The organism is Symbiopectobacterium sp. Eva_TO (genome assembly GCF_053848865.1).
Genome location: NZ_JBSPEY010000004.1, coordinates 3,386,461 through 3,404,649, shown reverse-complemented (window position 1 = coordinate 3,404,649; position 18,189 = coordinate 3,386,461). Strand labels below are relative to the sequence as shown.

At 50.6% G+C, this 18,189-nt stretch carries 14 protein-coding genes and 8 pseudogenes; 11 read left to right on the top strand and 11 right to left on the bottom strand.

Annotated features, from left to right (window positions below; translation table 11 throughout):
* Nucleotides 1–12: 12 nt before the first annotated feature.
* The 7 genes and pseudogenes from ACWWJF_RS20105 to ACWWJF_RS20075 form a co-directional block, all read right to left on the bottom strand.
* Nucleotides 13–1,181, bottom strand: a protein-coding gene (locus ACWWJF_RS20105; protein WP_455870428.1) for an IS3 family transposase whose coding sequence is annotated in 2 segments (ribosomal slippage) — nucleotides 13–926 and nucleotides 926–1,181 — 1,170 coding nt in all. Because the reading frame shifts where the segments join, the coding sequence is not laid out codon by codon here.
* Nucleotides 1,182–1,276: 95 nt separating this feature from the next.
* Nucleotides 1,277–1,618 carry a PTS system regulator TmaR gene (gene tmaR, locus ACWWJF_RS20100; protein WP_252318555.1) on the bottom strand — a complete coding sequence of 114 codons (342 nt, stop codon included), beginning with the start codon at nucleotides 1,616–1,618 and terminating at the stop codon, nucleotides 1,277–1,279.
* Nucleotides 1,619–1,770: 152 nt separating this feature from the next.
* Nucleotides 1,771–2,529 (bottom strand): iron ABC transporter ATP-binding protein, encoded by a 759-nt coding sequence (locus ACWWJF_RS20095; RefSeq protein ID WP_455870427.1) that lies wholly within the window; start codon nucleotides 2,527–2,529, stop codon nucleotides 1,771–1,773.
* Entirely contained in the window at nucleotides 2,526–3,485 is a 960-nt protein-coding gene (locus tag ACWWJF_RS20090; protein ID WP_455870426.1) for an iron chelate uptake ABC transporter family permease subunit, read from the bottom strand. The genes ACWWJF_RS20095 and ACWWJF_RS20090 overlap by 4 nt, the downstream gene beginning before the upstream one ends.
* Before the next feature lie 34 nt (nucleotides 3,486–3,519).
* A pseudogene (locus tag ACWWJF_RS20085) lies at nucleotides 3,520–4,479 on the bottom strand (ABC transporter permease).
* Between the two features lie 21 nt (nucleotides 4,480–4,500).
* Complete coding sequence (locus tag ACWWJF_RS20080) at nucleotides 4,501–4,644, bottom strand: hypothetical protein (RefSeq protein WP_455870425.1); 144 nt, start codon at nucleotides 4,642–4,644, stop codon at nucleotides 4,501–4,503.
* A 9-nt stretch (nucleotides 4,645–4,653) separates the two neighbouring features.
* Nucleotides 4,654–5,822, bottom strand: a protein-coding gene (locus tag ACWWJF_RS20075; protein WP_455868400.1) for an IS3 family transposase whose coding sequence is annotated in 2 segments (ribosomal slippage) — nucleotides 4,654–5,567 and nucleotides 5,567–5,822 — 1,170 coding nt in all. Because the reading frame shifts where the segments join, the coding sequence is not laid out codon by codon here.
* Nucleotides 5,823–5,959: 137 nt separating this feature from the next.
* Between ACWWJF_RS20075 and ACWWJF_RS20070 the strand changes: the two are divergent.
* From ACWWJF_RS20070 to ACWWJF_RS20045, 6 genes and pseudogenes are all read left to right on the top strand, one after another.
* Nucleotides 5,960–6,990: pseudogene (locus tag ACWWJF_RS20070) on the top strand (IS630 family transposase).
* A 167-nt stretch (nucleotides 6,991–7,157) separates the two neighbouring features.
* The gene (locus ACWWJF_RS20065) at nucleotides 7,158–7,388 is read left to right on the top strand and encodes a helix-turn-helix transcriptional regulator (RefSeq protein ID WP_455870424.1); all 231 of its coding nucleotides are present in this window, start codon (nucleotides 7,158–7,160) and stop codon (nucleotides 7,386–7,388) included.
* A gap of 346 nt (nucleotides 7,389–7,734) precedes the next feature.
* Nucleotides 7,735–8,427: pseudogene (locus ACWWJF_RS20060) on the top strand (Rpn family recombination-promoting nuclease/putative transposase); the annotation flags it as partial.
* A 119-nt stretch (nucleotides 8,428–8,546) separates the two neighbouring features.
* On the top strand, nucleotides 8,547–9,878 hold the full coding sequence (locus tag ACWWJF_RS20055) for an IS4 family transposase (protein ID WP_455870423.1): 1,332 nt from the start codon (nucleotides 8,547–8,549) through the stop codon (nucleotides 9,876–9,878).
* Nucleotides 9,879–9,934: 56 nt separating this feature from the next.
* The gene (locus ACWWJF_RS20050) at nucleotides 9,935–10,096 is read left to right on the top strand and encodes a hypothetical protein (protein WP_455870422.1); all 162 of its coding nucleotides are present in this window, start codon (nucleotides 9,935–9,937) and stop codon (nucleotides 10,094–10,096) included.
* 32 nt (nucleotides 10,097–10,128) lie between these two features.
* Nucleotides 10,129–11,202, top strand: coding sequence for a hypothetical protein (locus tag ACWWJF_RS20045; protein ID WP_455870421.1), 1,074 nt, complete (start codon nucleotides 10,129–10,131; stop codon nucleotides 11,200–11,202).
* A gap of 342 nt (nucleotides 11,203–11,544) precedes the next feature.
* On the opposite strand, the gene ACWWJF_RS20040 is transcribed toward ACWWJF_RS20045, so the two are convergent.
* Entirely contained in the window at nucleotides 11,545–12,564 is a 1,020-nt protein-coding gene (locus tag ACWWJF_RS20040) for an IS110 family RNA-guided transposase (protein ID WP_455869016.1), read from the bottom strand.
* 121 nt (nucleotides 12,565–12,685) lie between these two features.
* Nucleotides 12,686–12,874, bottom strand: a pseudogene (locus ACWWJF_RS20035) (transposase); the annotation flags it as partial.
* A 107-nt stretch (nucleotides 12,875–12,981) separates the two neighbouring features.
* On the opposite strand from ACWWJF_RS20035, the pseudogene ACWWJF_RS20030 reads away from it, so the two are divergent.
* The 4 genes and pseudogenes from ACWWJF_RS20030 to ACWWJF_RS20015 all read left to right on the top strand — a co-directional run.
* Nucleotides 12,982–14,010, top strand: a pseudogene (locus ACWWJF_RS20030) (IS630 family transposase).
* A pseudogene (locus ACWWJF_RS20025) lies at nucleotides 13,991–14,239 on the top strand (Arm DNA-binding domain-containing protein); the annotation flags it as partial. The pseudogenes ACWWJF_RS20030 and ACWWJF_RS20025, both read left to right, overlap by 20 nt.
* Nucleotides 14,240–14,377: 138 nt before the next feature.
* Nucleotides 14,378–15,546 (top strand): IS3 family transposase gene (locus ACWWJF_RS20020; protein ID WP_455868400.1). Its coding sequence is split into 2 segments (ribosomal slippage): nucleotides 14,378–14,633 and nucleotides 14,633–15,546, totalling 1,170 coding nucleotides; the frame shifts between segments, so codons are not numbered across the junction.
* Nucleotides 15,547–15,595: 49 nt separating this feature from the next.
* Nucleotides 15,596–15,856: pseudogene (locus ACWWJF_RS20015) on the top strand (helix-turn-helix domain-containing protein); the annotation flags it as partial.
* A 38-nt stretch (nucleotides 15,857–15,894) separates the two neighbouring features.
* On the opposite strand, the pseudogene ACWWJF_RS20010 reads toward ACWWJF_RS20015, so the two are convergent.
* Together ACWWJF_RS20010 and ACWWJF_RS20005 are read right to left on the bottom strand one after the other, a co-directional pair.
* Nucleotides 15,895–16,940, bottom strand: a pseudogene (locus ACWWJF_RS20010) (IS3 family transposase); the annotation flags it as partial.
* A 234-nt stretch (nucleotides 16,941–17,174) separates the two neighbouring features.
* A complete protein-coding gene (locus ACWWJF_RS20005; protein ID WP_455870420.1) occupies nucleotides 17,175–17,819 on the bottom strand; it encodes a helix-turn-helix domain-containing protein in 645 nt (214 codons plus the stop codon).
* 115 nt (nucleotides 17,820–17,934) lie between these two features.
* Between ACWWJF_RS20005 and ACWWJF_RS20000 the strand changes: the two genes are divergently transcribed.
* Nucleotides 17,935–18,189: a helix-turn-helix domain-containing protein gene (locus tag ACWWJF_RS20000; RefSeq protein WP_455870419.1), complete on the top strand. Its 255-nt coding sequence runs from the start codon at nucleotides 17,935–17,937 to the stop codon at nucleotides 18,187–18,189.

The following is an 18,189-nucleotide window of genomic DNA, read 5'->3' as shown; positions in this document are numbered from 1 at the left end:
GATGTGTAGTGGTCAACTAATATTGGCCACCGCATTAGACTGTATGTAGAACAGTCGCTCAGATTCGTTTGGAGTTAAGCCGCCGTTATACCAGTGAGGCCGGATAGCGCTGTAATACCCCGTGATGTAGCGGATAATCGCGTCCTGGGCTTCGCTGAAGCTGTTGTAACCCTTTGTCGGCACCCATTCTGTCTTCAGTCTGCGGAAGAACCGCTCCATTGGCGCATTATCCCAGCAGTTACCCCGCCGACTCATACTCTGCTTTATCCGGCAGCGCCACAGGGCTTGCCGGTATTGACGGCTGGTATAGTGGCTGCCCTGGTCGCTGTGGAACATGACTCCTGTTGGTTGTCCCCGGAGTTCCCAGGCCATCTGCAACGCTTTAACTGTCAGCGCCGAGTCCGGCGACGTCGACATGGCCCAGCCCACCGGTTTGCGGGCGAACAGGTCTAGCACCACCGCAAGGTAAGCCCAGCATTTGCCCGTCCAGATGTAGGTCACATCGCCGCACCAGACCTGATCCGGCGCGGTAACCGCGAACTGGCGGTTGAGATAGTTCGGTATTTCAACGTGTTCATTGCCGCCGCGTTTGTATTTGTGAGCCGGTCGCTGGCAGCTGGCGATACCCAGCTCCTTCATCAGCTTGCCAGCCAGCCAGCGCCCCATTTTGACACCAGAGCTGCCGGTGACGATGGTCGCGATACTTCGAGCGCCGGCAGAGCCGCCGCTGGCGTTCCAGGCTTCCATGACGCGACTACACTTAACCACGCGCTCACCGTCGGGTTCATTAGCGGAAGCCTGCCAGTGCCTGTAGCTGCTGCGATGTACCTCAAAAGTTTGGCACAACGCCGTGACCGGGTATCGCGCCCTCAGCCTGTCGACTACCGTGAACCGTTGAGTGAGTCCGACATTAAGAGCGCCGTAGCCTTTTTTAGGATTTCGTTCTCCATTTCAAGGCATTGGACTTTTTTCTTCATCTCACGCAGCTCGAGCTGTTCAGGGGTAAGAGGAAGTCCCGTTGGCGTTTTTCCCTGTCGTTCAAGGCGAAGCTTATTGACCCAGCGACTAATGGCAGAATGGCTGACATTAACCGCCTCTGCGGCCTTAACGTATGTGTAGCCGTGGTCGACAACCAGCTTTGCGGCTTCGAGCTTAAATTCCGCCGTAAAATGTTTACCCATGAGGTCACCTGTCGTGTTGATGAGGTGAGCATATCACCTCCGATCAGGTGGCCAGTATCAGTGTGCCACTACACCTGATGAAAAAGGATGTACGCTTACGCCTCTTTGCCCGGCACGGCGCACTTCATTTCGCCCATCTCTTTCAGTTTCTTCGAGAGATCGCGACGCTCTTTCGACAGATCGGCATTCTTGATGATGTATTCATCCACGCGATCTTCATAGTCACCGCGCATGGTGGCAATAATGCCCTGCACATCTTCAATACTCATGCCCGGTTTCAGGTATTCGCTCAGGTTATCCAGAAGCAGCACCCGCTTCTGGTTATCACGGATTTTCTTCTCGTTATCGACAATTTCACGTTGCAATTTGTTCTTGCGACGGAAAATTCGCACAAACTCGAGCACATCCTGGAAACAGGGCTTGGTCGCCTTATCCATTGTTATCCCCTCACGTGGATCAGTTAACTTTGAGATCAACGGTGTGTTGACCGTCACTCCGCTCACGATACAGGGGAGTGACTATGCTCGACAAGTCGGTTTTTCAGTTACGCCGACTTCCGCCCCTTCAAAGGGGTAAATCGGTGACAATATCAACGATAATAGACGGCAATACGTTGATTGCGTACCTGTTCAATCTCCACCTGGGTATCAAAAATAGATTCCAGCACCGAGGAAACCATCACTTCTTCCGGCTTGCCGTTGTAAACAATTTGCCCTTTGCGCATAGCAATAATGTAATCCGAGTAGGCCGACGCAAAATTGATATCATGAATGACCAATACGATGGTTTTTCCCAGCTCATCCGCTGCGCGACGAATCTGTTTCATCATCGCTACCGCGTGTTTCATATCGAGATTGTTCAACGGCTCATCCAGCAGCACGTATTCGGTATCCTGGCACAATACCATCGCCACATAAGCGCGCTGGCGCTGACCGCCGGACAGTTCGTCCAGGAAACGATCTTTAAACTCGGTGAGATTGAGGAAAGCCAATGCATCGGCAATGCGAGTGCGATCGTCAGCATTCAATCGCCCTTTGGTATAGGGATAGCGACCAAAACCAACCAACTCTTCAACGGTGAGGCGGCTGGTGAAACGGTTTTCCTGGCGCAACACCGAGAGACAGGTCGCCATCTGCTCACCGGGCGTAGTGGCAATATCCATTCCATTGACGGTAACGCGACCGCTATCCGCCGCCAGTAAGCGGCTTATGACCGATAATAGGGTGGATTTCCCTGCCCCGTTAGGCCCAATGATTGACGTTACGCCACCCCGAGATATGGTGGCGGTAATGTCATTCAGCACCACTTGATCGTAATAGGCCTTGGTTAGATGCTCGATCTCAATCACACGGCAACCTTTTTCAATAACAACAAGATAAACAGTGTCCCACCGATAAATTCAATCACGACGGACAAAGCTCCCGCCATGTTCAGCAGGTGCTCCAGGATCAGTTGCCCGCCGACCAGGGATATCACCCCAAGCAGAAATGCCGTGGGCAATAAAATGCGATGCTGGCTGGAGCCAGCCACCAGATAAGCCAGATTGGCCACCATAAAGCCCAGAAAAGTGAGCGGGCCGACCAGCGCAGTAGAAACCGCCACCAGTACCGACACCAGCAGCAGAATCAGGATGACGCTGCGGTTGAAGTTGATACCCAGATTCACCGCGCTGTTACGCCCCAACGCCAGCACATCCAGCTCGAAACGCCGCCGCCAGATAACGATGGCAACCATCACTACGATCAGCGCGGTCAACGCGATCAGCTCCGGCACTGCGCGGGTAAAGGTGGCAAACATACGCCATTGCAATACGACAAACTCCGTGGGCGTCAGTAGACGCTGCATCAGGCTAGAAGCGCTACGAAACAGCGTGCCGCAGATAATGCCGACCAGCAGCACCAGATGCAGGTTGTCGCGCCGCCCCAGAAACAGCCAGCGATAAAGCACAGCAGAGAACATCACCAGCAGTAGCGCTTCACACAGAAATTTGCCGCTGACGCCCACCCAGGGAATGCCTTTGGCCCCAAAAACAAAGATGATCAGCGTTTGAATCAGCACAAACAGGTTTTCGAAACCCATAATGGACGGCGTGAGGATGCGATTGTTGGTCACCGTTTGAAACAGCAGCGTGGAGGTGCTGGCGTCAAATGCCACCAGCAGCATGGTGGCTAACGTCAGACCACGATGCACCAGAATGTACTGCAAATTGCTGCCGAGTTTGATGGTCATAAAAATAACGATCGTCGTCAACGCCAACGCGCCGAGTAACCACAAGCGTTTCGCGGGCGTAGCGATAACGGCCATCAATCCGCTATCGCTGCGGGATAGTTTTATCTCGTTAACTGAAATGGCGTTTTTGACTCAACAACAGGATAAGGAACACCACCGCGCCAATGACGCCCAGAATCACACTCACCGGGATCTAAAACGGATAACGAATCACCCGCCCAATCACGTCGCACCGCAACACCAATCCCCCGCCAAGGAGGCACACCGAAGGAATGGTTTTACGCACATTGTCACCAAGCAGCATACTGATCAGGTTAGGCACGATCAGACCGAGGAAAGGCAGCGTACCGACCACCACCATCACCACCCCGCTGATGATGGCAATAATTGCCAGCCCGAGCAGCATCACTTGTCGATAGTTGAGACCGACGTTGACGGAAAACTCGCGCCCCATGTCCGCAACAGTGAAGCGGTCTGCCGTCTAGCAGGCAATCAGCGTAAGAATGCCCACCAGCCACAGCAGTTCGTAACGTCCGCGCAGCACACCGGAGAAATCACCTGACTCCCAGCCGCTTAGCGACTGCAACAAGTCAAAATGCATCGCAGCGAAGGTGGTTATCGCGCCGATGACCGCGCCCAGCATAATACCTACCAACGGCACCACCAGCGCCGATTTCAGCACGATGCGCCGCAACAGCAGCATAAACAACACGGTGCCGGCCATGGCAAACAGACTGGCAACAGTCATTTTCACCAGCAGCGAGGCGGAGGGCATTAACACCATCACCACCAGCAACCCCAGGCTGGCGGACTGTGTGGTCCCCGCCAGCGATGGCTCGACAAAGCGATTCTGCGTCAACAACTGCATGATCAAACCGGCCACGCTCATGGCACTGCCCGCCAGCAGCAGCGCCAGCGTGCGCGGAACACGGCTGATCAAAAAGATATCGCGCATAATCGGGTCGCGCCACACGGCATCCAGAGTCACCTGACCGGCACCAACGAACAGGCTGGCAACGATCATCCCCGCCAACAGGATAAATACAGCCGACAAATAGACAGGTTTCATGGCAAACATCGTGCTGTCAGATTACTTCTTGTCTAACGCTTTATTGACGTCATCAATCAGACGCGAATAGCTCTGCAAACCACCTGCGATGTAGAGTGACGCGGAAGAAAGCAACATATTGTTTCTATGGCTGTAGATGCTTTTCAAAAAACCGTAAATATCCATATGTAGTGGTCAACTAATATTGGCCACCGCATTAGACTGTATGTAGAACAGTCGCTCAGATTCGTTTGGAGTTAAGCCGCCGTTATACCAGTGAGGCCGGATAGCGCTGTAATACCCCGTGATGTAGCGGATAATCGCGTCCTGGGCTTCGCTGAAGCTGTTGTAACCCTTTGTCGGCACCCATTCTGTCTTCAGGCTGCGGAAGAACCGCTCCATTGGCGCATTATCCCAGCAGTTACCCCGCCGACTCATACTCTGCTTTATCCGGCAGCGCCACAGGGCTTGCCGGTATTGACGGCTGGTATAGTGGCTGCCCTGGTCGCTGTGGAACATGACTCCTGTTGGTTGTCCCCGGAGTTCCCAGGCCATCTGCAACGCTTTAACTGTCAGCGCCGAGTCCGGCGAGGTCGACATGGCCCAGCCCACCGGTTTGCGGGCGAACAGGTCTAGCACCACCGCAAGGTAAGCCCAGCATTTGCCCGTCCAGATGTAGGTCACATCGCCGCACCAGACCTGATCCGGCGCGGTAACCGCGAACTGGCGGTTGAGATAGTTCGGTATTTCAACGTGTTCATTGCCGCCGCGTTTGTATTTGTGAGCCGGTCGCTGGCAGCTGGCGATACCCAGCTCCTTCATCAGCTTGCCAGCCAGCCAGCGCCCCATTTTGACACCAGAGCTGCCGGTGACGATGGTCGCGATACTTCGAGCGCCGGCAGAGCCGCCGCTGGCGTTCCAGGCTTCCATGACGCGACTACACTTAACCACGCGCTCACCGTCGGGTTCATTAGCGGAAGCCTGCCAGTGCCTGTAGCTGCTGCGATGTACCTCAAAAGTTTGGCACAACGCCGTGACCGGGTATCGCGCCCTCAGCCTGTCGACTACCGTGAACCGTTGAGTGAGTCCGACATTAAGAGCGCCGTAGCCTTTTTTAGGATTTCGTTCTCCATTTCAAGGCATTGGACTTTTTTCTTCATCTCACGCAGCTCGAGCTGTTCAGGGGTAAGAGGAAGTCCCGTTGGCGTTTTTCCCTGTCGTTCAAGGCGAAGCTTATTGACCCAGCGACTAATGGCAGAATGGCTGACATTAACCGCCTCTGCGGCCTTAACGTATGTGTAGCCGTGGTCGACAACCAGCTTTGCGGCTTCGAGCTTAAATTCCGCCGTAAAATGTTTACCCATGAGGTCACCTGTCGTGTTGATGAGGTGAGCATATCACCTCCGATCAGGTGGCCAGTATCAGTGTGCCACTACACTCAGTCCGAGTTGAGCGATCTGAACAATCGATAAAGATCCCAAATCATCAACCGGACTGAGCGATGTCGAGCATAGCACCGATACCCCGTAACGAACGACGCCTGATGAAGAAAACTCTCCATAAAACGCGTGACAAGAATCACGCCCGCAGGCTGACCGCCATCCTGATGTTGCACCGGGGCGAGCGCGTGAGCGATGTCGCCAGAATGCTTTGCTGCGCCCGTTCGTCAATCGGCAGATGGATTAACTGGCTCACCCTGTACGGCATTGAAGGCCTCAAATCTCTGCGGCCCGGTCGTGGCCGTCGCTGGCCGTTTGAACAGATCTGCGCACTGTTAATCCAGCTCGTAAAGCGTTCCCCTCATGATTTTGGCTATCAGCGTTCGCGCTGGAGCACGGAACTGCTAGCGATAAAAATCAATGAGATAACCGGTTGCCAGTTGCATGCTTCCACGGTGCGCCGTTGGCGGCCTTCTGCCGGTCTGGTGTGGCGACGCGCAGCTCCTACGCTGCGTATCCGCGACCCGCATAAGGAAGAAAAAATGAAGGCCATCGCGATGGCGCTGGAACAATGCAGCGCGGAACATCCCGTCTTTTACGAAGACGAAGTGGATATTCATCTGAATCCCAAAATTGGCGCGGACTGGCAGGTTCGCGGGAAGCAGAAACGCATCGTGACGCCGGGCCAGAACGAGAAATATTATCTGGCGGGTGCATTACACAGCGGGACGGGAAAAGTCAGCGATGTTGGAGGAAACAGTAAAAGTTCGTGTTTTTTATCAGTATGTTAGAGCATCTGAGAGCAACGTACAGACGGGCAAAAACGCTCACGCTGATAGTTGATAACTACATTATTCACAAAAGCCGGGAGACGCAGCGCTGGCTGGAAGAAAACCCGAAATTCAGGGTTATTTATCAGCCGGTGTACTCACCATGGGTAAATCATGTAGAGCGGTTATGGCAGGCGTTGCATGAAACCATTACCCGCAATCATCAATGCTGTTCAATGTGGCAGTTACTGAACAAGGTTCGCCGCTTCATGGAAACCGTCAGCCCGTTTCCCAGTGGAAAACATGGACAGGCAAAAGTGTAGCGGTATTAGGAACAGCTATTTAGAACTACCGCCCAAAAGAGATTAGGGCGGTAAGTATATCAAGTTAAATACATTGGTCACGACAGACTAACTCTCCTTCATTACATCACTACAAACCCCATTCCTACGATTCACAACTTCCTGATTGCTCACCGTTATGACGAATAGTGAAGCAGCTTAATATTAAAGAGAGGTTTATAAAAATGGCAACCCGTTATATCGGACTTAAAGAAATGTGCCAGTTGACCAGCAAAAGCCATCCTACCTTGTGGCGGATGTGGGCGAAAAAGAAAGATTTTCCTGCTCCACAGAAAAGTAGAAGCGGTACTTTCCTAGGCTGGCCTGAAAGAGATTATGAAGAATGGGTCGAAGATCAAAAAGTTAACAGCACCCGTTAAAGCACCTGTTATTTTAATTTTTGAGAGGGGTATTTACATAACCTATTGATTTTATTGGCGCGCCCTGTAGGACTCGAACCTACGACCTACGGCTTAGAAGTTCCTAGAACCCCCTTATAATACAGTCAATTACCGCATTCTACCGCGCTCACACGTCCCAAGATGCGAAAACATGCAAAGGCTTGAAAACCGATTCAAATCTTTGTGTGTCCCAAATCCGTCCCACCCCTATTTAACATATTTGTCGAAAAATTTTTATGCACTATACTCATAATTTCAATACTTCTTGCCTCCAGATGCTCAGAAACGGTAATGTAGCGCACTGTATGTTAAAATAAGTGTAAATATGTCTAAATCCCCACTATCCCAACATGATGCCGTGTTCAAAAAGTTCCTAGGCGATATTGCTATAGCCAGAGACTTTCTAGAAGCCCATTTATCCCCTCATCTGCGAGAACACTGTGATTTTAGTACTCTTGCGATGGAGTCAGGCAGCTTTATCGAAGATGACTTGCGTACCCAGTGTTCAGATATACTATACTCCGTGCAGACGAATTCGGGGAAAGGTTATATATACACAGTAGTCGAGCACCAGAGCCGCCCTGAAAAGCTAATGGCATTCAGGCTTTTACGGTACAGTGTGGCCGCCATGCAGCGGCACCTTGAACAAGGCAACGACACTTTGCCGGTAGTGATCCCGCTACTGTTCTACCATGGCACCATGTCGCCCTATCCGTACAGCACCCAATGGCTCGATTGCTTTGCTGACCCTGAACTGGCAGAATCAGTCTATAGACAAGCCTTTCCGCTGGTTGATATTACCACCATACCGGATGAGGAGATTCTGACGCACCGCCGAGTAGCTCTCCTGCAACTGGTACAAAAGCACATCCGAATGCGAGATATGTTGGAACTTGTTGTAGAGTTAGCTAATCTAATAGAAAAATGGCAATATTCCAAAGAACAATGCAAGAGTTTATTATATTATATAGCTCAGGCAGGAAATACCATTGACGGCGAGGGATTTATACGCCACCTCGTTATACACAAGTCCGCAACGCCTTATATGCCAAGGGTTAGCGGGCTGAAATAGGCAGCCAGTGGGGTTGTAAATGAAGTGAAACCGACGTGTACTATCGCCATTTACGGCGCTGAAAAATGACACGGGATTCAGATGGCTGGGCACACCAAGAACTGGAAGGGGTAAATCTTGGTGACATGAGGCTCAATAAGCGTGCCAAAGGGCTTTTGATACGGCTGGCTGAGAATCCGCAAGCCAGCATTCCGCATGCGTGCCTCGGATGGTCTGATACGCTGGGTGCTTACCGCTTCATGGAGAACCAAGCATTCGAATGGCGAGACATTCTGCAACCTCACTGGCAGCGTACGCAGGAAAGGATCCGAGAACACGAGGTTGTGCTGTGTATCCAAGACACTACCGAGCTTGACTTCAACGGGCAGCAAATCCAAGGCTTGGGTCCCTTGAACTACGAAGCCAGGCGTGGTCTGTATCTGCATCCGACCTACGCGGTCAGTCCGGATCGCGTGGGGTTGGGCGTACTGGATGCGTGGATGTGGGCAAGAGAGCCGAAGGATGCAGACGGAAAACGCGATGGGATCAAGGAGAGTACGCGCTGGCTCGAGGGATACGAGCGAGTTGCTGAACTCGCCTCGGAGTTGCCAAACACACGTCTGGTGTACTTAGCCGATCGCGAAGCGGATATCAAGGCGTTGATGCAGCTCGCTGATGACCTTGGCACTCCGGCTGACTGGTTGATCCGCTCGACTCATAATCGCAGTCTGGACTGTAATGAGAAGCTTTGGCAGAAGGTTGGAAAGACCGTGCCGGTGGGAGAAATCCAATTCGTTATGGCGGCTCGCGCGGGGCAGAAGGCGCGTACGGTGAAACAGGCGCTGCGCGTGAAGCGAGTGTCGCTGCGTTGCGGGTTGGCAGTGACTTGTGTGATAGCCAAGGAAATTGAGCCGCCAGCAGGCGTGAAGCCGGTCGAGTGGCGGTTGCTGAGCAATCGCGTACCTGAAGGACGAGAAGATATCGTGGAGCTGATCGACTGGTATCGGGCTAGATGGGAAATCGAGATGTTCTTCAATGTGCTGAAGAACGGCTGCTGTGTCGAAGCGTTACAGTTATCGACCGTGGATCGCATTGAGCGGGCATTGGCGCTGTTCATGATCGTGGCATGGCGCATCGCCTATTTAATGCGTATGGGACGAACCTGTCCAGAGCTAGACGCAATGTTGTTCTTTGATTCCGACGAGACTCATGGAGCTTACCTACTGATGAACAAGCGTATGCCCAAGGGCCGCCCTAAGCTAAACGAAGTATTGCGCTTAGTTGCGCAACTCGGAGGCTTTCTTGCTCGAAAAGGCGACGGTGAACCAGGCGCAAAAACTATCTGGAAAGGCTTGCAGAAAGTCATGACGGCCGCCGAAACGCTACGCGCGCTCAGGCACGAACAGAGATGTGTATAACGAGGTGATTTATACGCACCCTTGCGGAAAAAGCACCGACTTACCGGGAGGATTTTATGACTATTGCAGAGCAGCTGAAGCTGAAAGGCCGACAGGAAGGCCAACATGAAACCCGAATTCAGATCGCCCGTCAGCTTCTTGCTAATGGTGTTGACAGAGAAGTCATTAAGCTTTCCACAGGGTTAAACGATGCGGAGTTAAACAATCTGAAGAATTGACTTTATATTTATTAAAATAATAAGGACTGCAAATGACTGCACTTTCTGTTTCTTACCCACTATCATTAAGTACATATTCTGTTCATGCAAAAGAGAATAACAAAATAGAATATGCATATAACTTTCCTTCACTTGATGCTTTAAAAAGTGCCGCTCGAAATAACGATGATTTTAGTATTGATTGTTTGTTTACACTAGCATGTGAGAATAGCCCTGCTGGATTAGAGGCTGAATCTTTTCTTTTCGATTTGTATACAGGAAAAGAAGAGGGGCATCCCCATATAAAGGAACAGTTAGGAAAAGATAGTTTAAAGTTATGGGAGATTGTGCAAGGAAGAAATAAAAATACAATACCAGAAGAGGCATGGTCTATACCTGATAAAATCTTAATCATGGCGGGTTTTGAAACACAAGAAAGATCACAACAGAGAGAAGAAATTTTAGAAGAAATAAATAAGAATGTAAACTTTTGTGTCTGTGTTGATGATGGAGAACCCGTCAGCTCATCATTTTTCCACACAAACCGATTAATCACATCAGCGGAGTTAAACTCCATTTCTAAATCACTAAATAGTAAAGAAGGTGGTTTTAAATTCCATGATGCGGTAGAAATAGCCGCTACTGCTATTGATAATGAACATATACCACAAAAATTATTGTCTACATTACTAAACATTGACAATAAAGGAAAACAAATACCTTCACCAGGAGATTTTATTCCCCTATTGTTTAGAGGTCATTGGGTTTTGTTTGGGTTGTCTACGACTGAGTCGGGAGATAAATCAGCAATATTGTTTGATAGTACAAATTATCTAAATAACAAAGAAATGAATTTCATAAAAACACTTGCCGAATTTCTTGGCACAAATGAAGTTTCAGTAGTGAAAGAATCACTCCAAGAAAATGCACCTAACGCATGTGGTTTGTTTGTGTCTAATGCAATGAATTCCATAGCAAATAACTTAAACAAAACACCTTATGGATCTCTGACTAAATTTGTAAAATCATTTTTAGAACTAAATAATACTGAACAAATGTTGTTTAACCAAAGAGGCCGAGCTGAGTTATATGGCTATTTATTAGATAATGTATCATCCCGGATCTAGCTGTAATAATTACGGTATATACTCAATTAACTTAAAGTTGCATTTTTTAGCGTCTGGAAGTTATGATTAATTATATGAACGCATCCCGTTTGCAAGGCATCCATTATTTTGACATTGACGGGTAGGTTGCAGCTTTATATCCGGCTTTTTTGCAGCCATAAAGCTGCGAGCCCCTATGTAATCCGCTGACTCACGCCTCATTTCCTTAGCGAGCTTTAAGCTCAAAAAATCATTCAGGTTTAGCGAGTCCCGGTCTTACCTGTCTTTGTCATCACGCTGGCCACCAGAGCAACCTTTTTGCATTCACCCTTTTTAAGAGTAAATAGTTATCGGTATCAGCGATTAATAGGGCCTGATACTGACATGATTTTTATCGTACTTACGCTCATGGGCGGCTAGCGCCCACACAGTTCGCGCCAGCTTATTTGCCATCGCCACGATAGCCACACCGGTCGGACGCCGTTTTTTAAGTTCCGTTATCCATGGCCCAGGCTCTTTAGCAACTAACGAAGCGGCTCTTGCCCCATGGATAAACAGCGTTCGCAGATAGGTGTCACCACGTTTGCTTATCCCCAGCAGCCGAACTTTCCCCCCGGAACCCGTCTGCTTCGGCACCAGACCGACATAAGCAGCGAACTGTCTGCCGGATTTAAACGCTGAGGCTTCCCCCATGGTGGCAACTGCCGCTGTGGCGATTAACGGCCCCACGCCGGGAATTTCCATCAGCCGTTTACAGGTTTCGTTCTGCCGGGCCACGCTGTTAAGCTGTTTTTCAAGGCCATCTATCAGCATGTCCAGCTCATTCAGTCTGTTGTACTGGTCTTCCAGCACGGTGATGAGATACGGCGGCAGCTTCGTTTTCAGCCGCTCCAGTGCAGCCGGTAGCTCCCTGTCCATCGCTGCCCGACCTTTATGGATGGTTTCGCCAAACTCCAGTAATGTTCCGTGCAGCGCGTTAATCTGTGCAGTTCTGAACTTCACCTGTTGTCTGCGTGAACGGTGCAGAACCAGTACCGATTGCTGTTCTTCCGTTTTTACGGCTATCGCCTTGCCTGGCTGCTGTACCGCCATCCAGATAGCGCGGGCATCCATGACATCATTCTTGTTGCCCATGACGAACGCCTTGACGAACCGTCCCTGCATCAGCCGGACTTTATGCCCCAGCTTTTCCAGTTCCCGGGCCCAGTGCTGAGAGCCTCCACAGGCCTCCATGCCAATCAGGCAAGGCTCCCGGTTACTGAAGAACGTCAGAAAATCCTTGCTGCGCAGCTGCTTGTCCACCACTTCACCTGTGTGCTCATTGACGAAGTGAACCTGAATCAGATGCTTTGCGATATCAACGCCAACCGGTGTATATTTCATGCTGTGGAGTCTCCAGTCTGAGGGAGCTTTATGCATCCCGTATTGGGCACCATGATGCCGGAAATCTGCGAGGCTCCACACCTGCCGACTTCACTCTTTCAACCATCATTCTGCTCCGCGCTTAAAGAGGTGGGATGCGTTCATTACATTTCCTATGTGAAAAGGCCCCTGCCAGTCTCGGTAATATACCGTGGAAGAACCGGTTGTTTCTCGCCTGTTCATTTATCACTTTCCACAGCCTTTTTATCGGATTTAGATTCGGGCTGTAAGGCGGCAAATAGTGGAGATCGATATTCATCACATACGCAGCTTTGTTAAATAACTGTTCCGAATAGTAGATCACCTGAAGGGAACTCAGTCCGAGTTGAGCGATCTGATCAATCGATAAAGATCCCAAATCATCAACCGGACTGAGCGATGTCGAGCATAGCACCGATACCCCGTAACGAACGACGCGTGATGAAGAAAACTCTCCATAAAACGCGTGACAAGAATCACGCCCGCAGGCTGACCGCCATCCTGATGTTGCACCGGGGCGAGCGCGTGAGCGATGTCGCCAGAATGCTTTGCTGCGCCCGTTCGTCAATCGGCAGATGGATTAACTGGCTCACCCTGTACGGCATTGAAGGCCTCAAATCTCTGCGGCCCGGTCGTGGCCGTCGCTGGCCGTTTGAACAGATCTGCGCACTGTTAATCCAGCTCGTAAAGCGTTCCCCTCATGATTTTGGCTATCAGCGTTCGCGCTGGAGCACGGAACTGCTAGCGATAAAAATCAATGAGATAACCGGTTGCCAGTTGCATGCTTCCACGGTGCGCCGTTGGCGGCCTTCTGCCGGTCTGGTGTGGCGACGCGCAGCTCCTACGCTGCGTATCCGCGACCCGCATAAGGAAGAAAAAATGGAGGCCATCGCGATGGCGCTGGAACAATGCAGCGCGGAACATCCCGTCTTTTACGAAGACGAAGTGGATATTCATCTGAATCCCAAAATTGGCGCGGATTGGCAGGTTCGCGGGAAGCAGAAACGCATCGTGACGCCGGGCCAGAACGAGAAATATTATCTGGCGGGTGCATTACACAGCGGGACGGGAAAAGTCAGCGATGTTGGAGGAAGCAGTAAAAGTTCGTTTTTTATCAGTATGTTAGAGCATCTGAGAGCAACGTACAGACGGGCAAAAACGCTCACGCTGATAGTTGATAACTACATTATTCACAAAAGCCGGGAGACGCAGCGCTGGCTGGAAGAAAACCCGAAATTCAGGGTTATTTATCAGCCGGTGTACTCACCATGGGTAAATCATGTAGAGCGGTTATGGCAGGCGTTGCATGAAACCATTACCCGCAATCATCAATGCTGTTCAATGTGGCAGTGACTGAACAAGGTTCGCCGCTTCATGGAAACCGTCAGCCCGTTTCCCAGTGGAAAACATGGACAGGCAAAAGTGTAGCGGTATTAGGAACAGCTATTTAGGGGTCCCTCGGGAGAAATATGAATTTTTTGCCGATGGCGCAGGCTTGAGCGTCAGGGTATCGACGGTAGGCGGTATTAGCTGGACTTTCACTTATCGTAACAGTGGCACGATACAGCGCGTGACATTAGGGCGTTACCCGGAAATGAGCCTCAAGCGAGCAAGAGAGAAGCGTGACGAGTGCCGCACATGGTTATCAGAAGGTAAAGTGTATTAGTCGCGACTTGATCTGACACTGGACCTTGAAAGGTTGAGAGTTACCGGTTTTGATATTGTAGTGGCACACTGATACTGGCCACCTGATCGGAGGTGATATGCTCACCTCATCAACACGACAGGTGACCTCATGGGTAAACATTTTACGGCGGAATTTAAGCTCGAAGCCGCAAAGCTGGTTGTCGACCACGGCTACACATACGTTAAGGCCGCAGAGGCGGTTAATGTCAGCCATTCTGCCATTAGTCGCTGGGTCAATAAGCTTCGCCTTGAACGACAGGGAAAAACGCCAACGGGACTTCCTCTTACCCCTGAACAGCTCGAGCTGCGTGAGATGAAGAAAAAAGTCCAATGCCTTGAAATGGAGAACGAAATCCTAAAAAAGGCTACGGCGCTCTTAATGTCGGACTCACTCAACGGTTCACGGTAGTCGACAGGCTGAGGGCGCGATACCCGGTCACGGCGTTGTGCCAAACTTTTGAGGTACATCGCAGCAGCTACAGGCACTGGCAGGCTTCCGCTAATGAACCCGACGGTGAGCGCGTGGTTAAGTGTAGTCGCGTCATGGAAGCCTGGAACGCCAGCGGCGGCTCTGCCGGCGCTCGAAGTATCGCGACCATCGTCACCGGCAGCTCTGGTGTCAAAATGGGGCGCTGGCTGGCTGGCAAGCTGATGAAGGAGCTGGGTATCGCCAGCTGCCAGCGACCGGCTCACAAATACAAACGCGGCGGCAATGAACACGTTGAAATACCGAACTATCTCAACCGCCAGTTCGCGGTTACCGCGCCGGATCAGGTCTGGTGCGGCGATGTGACCTACATCTGGACGGGCAAATGCTGGGCTTACCTTGCGGTGGTGCTAGACCTGTTCGCCCGCAAACCGGTGGGCTGGGCCATGTCGACGTCGCCGGACTCGGCGCTGACAGTTAAAGCGTTGCAGATGGCCTGGGAACTCCGGGGACAACCAACAGGAGTCATGTTCCACAGCGACCAGGGCAGCCACTATACCAGCCGTCAATACCGGCAAGCCCTGTGGCGCTGCCGGATAAAGCAGAGTATGAGTCGGCGGGGTAACTGCTGGGATAATGCGCCAATGGAGCGGTTCTTCCGCAGCCTGAAGACAGAATGGGTGCCGACAAAGGGTTACAACAGCTTCAGCGAAGCCCAGGACGCGATTATCCGCTACATCACGGGGTATTACAGCGCTATCCGGCCTCACTGGTATAACGGCGGCTTAACTCCAAACGAATCTGAGCGACTGTTCTACATACAGTCTAATGCGGTGGCCAATATTAGTTGACCACTACATATGGGTGTCGAATCCTTATACAAAACACGAGGTAACTTTCATGCTTCATACTAACAATCCCATCATCAAACACAAAGCCGGCCTGCTCAATCTCGCCGAAGAACTCGGTAACGTATCAAAAGCCTGTAAAATCATGGGTGTGTCACGCGACACGTTTTATCGCTATCAGGAACTGGCGGCAGAAGGCGGCATTGACGCTCTGGTTAACCAAAACCGCCGGGTTCCCAACCTGAAAAACCGTGCTGATGAAGCCACTGAACGTGCGGTTGTTGATTACGCCATTGAGTTCCCGGCTCATGGCCTGATCTTGACCCACCATCTCCGGACAGCTTTTGTATCTTAAGTTAACGATGCCCGCTGGCGCCGATATTCTCTTGGGGAGTTGTATCCCAGCGCACTGTGCGGATGGTTTTCATTGTAATGATTGAACGCCGCTGCAAGGTTCTTCAGCGCTGTTCGCACATCGGGTTTTGGCATGAAGGCGATGTAATCTTCCTTCATCGTCTTCACGAACCGTTCTGCCATGCCGTTACTCTGTGGACTGCTCACTGCTGTTGTGCAGGGCTCCAGATTCAGTTCTCTGGCGAACTTCCGCGTTTCATGCGCTGTGTACGCTGAACCATTATCCGTCAGCCATTGCACTGGTTTATCCGGCAGCGCGCTACCGAAGCGTTTTTCCACCGACCTCAGCATCACATCCTGCACGGTTGAACTGTCATAACCCCTGGTGCTCGCTGCCCAGTCTATGGCCTCACGGTCGCAGCAGTCCAGTGCGAACGTCACCCGCAGCTTCTCGCCGTTGTCACAACCGAACTCGAAGCCATCTGAGCACCAGCGCATATCGCTCTCTGCTACCGCGATTTTGCCTTTATGCTCCCGCTTCGGACGTTCAGTTTTATCATGCAACAACAGCAGGTTATGCTCGCTCATTATCCTGTAAAGCCGTTTGGCGTTCACCGGTGGAAGTCCCTCTGCACGACGTTGCTTACGCAGGATACCCCACACTCGGCGGTAACCGTAACTGGGCATGTCGCTGATGATACGGAGGATGTCCGATAATATCTCAGCATCAGCTTCGTCATTACGCCGGTTGCTGCGCCTGTCCAGCCAGTCGGCAGAACGGTTAACCCGCAGTGACAGCTGCGCACGCGACACGCTCATGGCGCGGCTGACCAGAGCTATTCCCCGTCCTTTGGCAACAAGGGCGCGTGCGCTATCCATTTTCGCGACTGGCGGTACTCCACTGCTTCTTTGAGGATCTCAACTTCCATCGTCTTCTTACCCAGAAGGCGCTGTAGCTCCCGGACCTGCTTGAGGGCAGTCGCCAGCGCCGAAGCTGGAACCACTTCTTCTCCGGCCGCAACGGCGGTGAGGCTTCCTTCCTGGTTATAAAGAAGTGATTTATTTGATACTTACGGGAATTGGCGGGATCTGGCGGGAATTCGTGGGATTTCTTAGGCTTAGGGCTGATTTACGTATTTGATACCGATGAACAAAAAAGCAACAAAAAAGGGCCTATAGGCAAAACATTTGATACTTACCACAACGGCCTTAACACCGCTTTTAAAAGAGTTTCAGCACATATGAAGTATACAGGGCATTAAAATTTGACCAGTACCTCAGGCACTGGCCTGATGCTTATAATTTACTTCCTCCTCAAGGGTACTACATTGCTTGATTCTACGCAAAATCTCTCTGACGCGATCAGGCGGTAGTTCCTGCAAACTTAGGGCTGCTTCCCTTTTTTCTCCTTCAAGAGAAAGCAGATCTAAGCTTCCTTCCTCTAGTAAGAGAGTTAAAACATCGACACCTTTGCGGCCAAGCATTCTAGTCAACGCATCTCTTTCTTCAATTTCTAATGTTTTTAATATTGCAACTAAATCATGTAAATCCAATCTCTCAAAAAAGTCTACCGGTTGTGACTCACTCGGATTCGCACATAAAAGCGAGTTGTTTTCGTTTTTATGTGTAGCCTCTGTGCCGACTGCTAGCCATTGCAAAGGGCTATCACACGCCTCAGCGATAGAAGCCAATCTATCAAGAGATGGATAACTTTTTCCTGTTAGATAATTCCTTATGGCTGACTCTGACAAGGAACAACGCCTAGCTAGCTCAATGTTTGACATGCCATTCATTGCATATCTAAGTCGTTCAGGAAAACGGTTTATTCCCTCGCAAGAAAAGAACCGCTTTTTGCTAAGTTCAGTTTTTTCGGTGTTTTCCACGTAACCCCCTAAGAAATAATAAAAAAATGGAGTTTGCATATTTTTGCGAATAAACCGCAAATAAAAGTTGATTTCGGTTTTAAAAACGAATGCTGTTACTCATATTCCTTATCAAAAAAAGTTATCGTCGTAGTTAACCAGAAAGGATCACACAGTGGAGCAACATAAACAAGATTTGACTTTTCTGTTTGTGGATCAGGGGCAGGATTGGTCTATCAAGGCCATCAATGCTGCCATTGAGAAAAAGGGAACAACGTTACCTTCTTTGTCATTGTCATCAGGATTAGTTGAAGGATCTCTCAGGAATGCTTTTTACAGGCACTGCCCGAAATATGAACAAATTATTGCTAATTTTATCGGTGTTGAACCTTCCGTCATTTGGCCAAGCCGCTACTTAAAAAGTAAATAA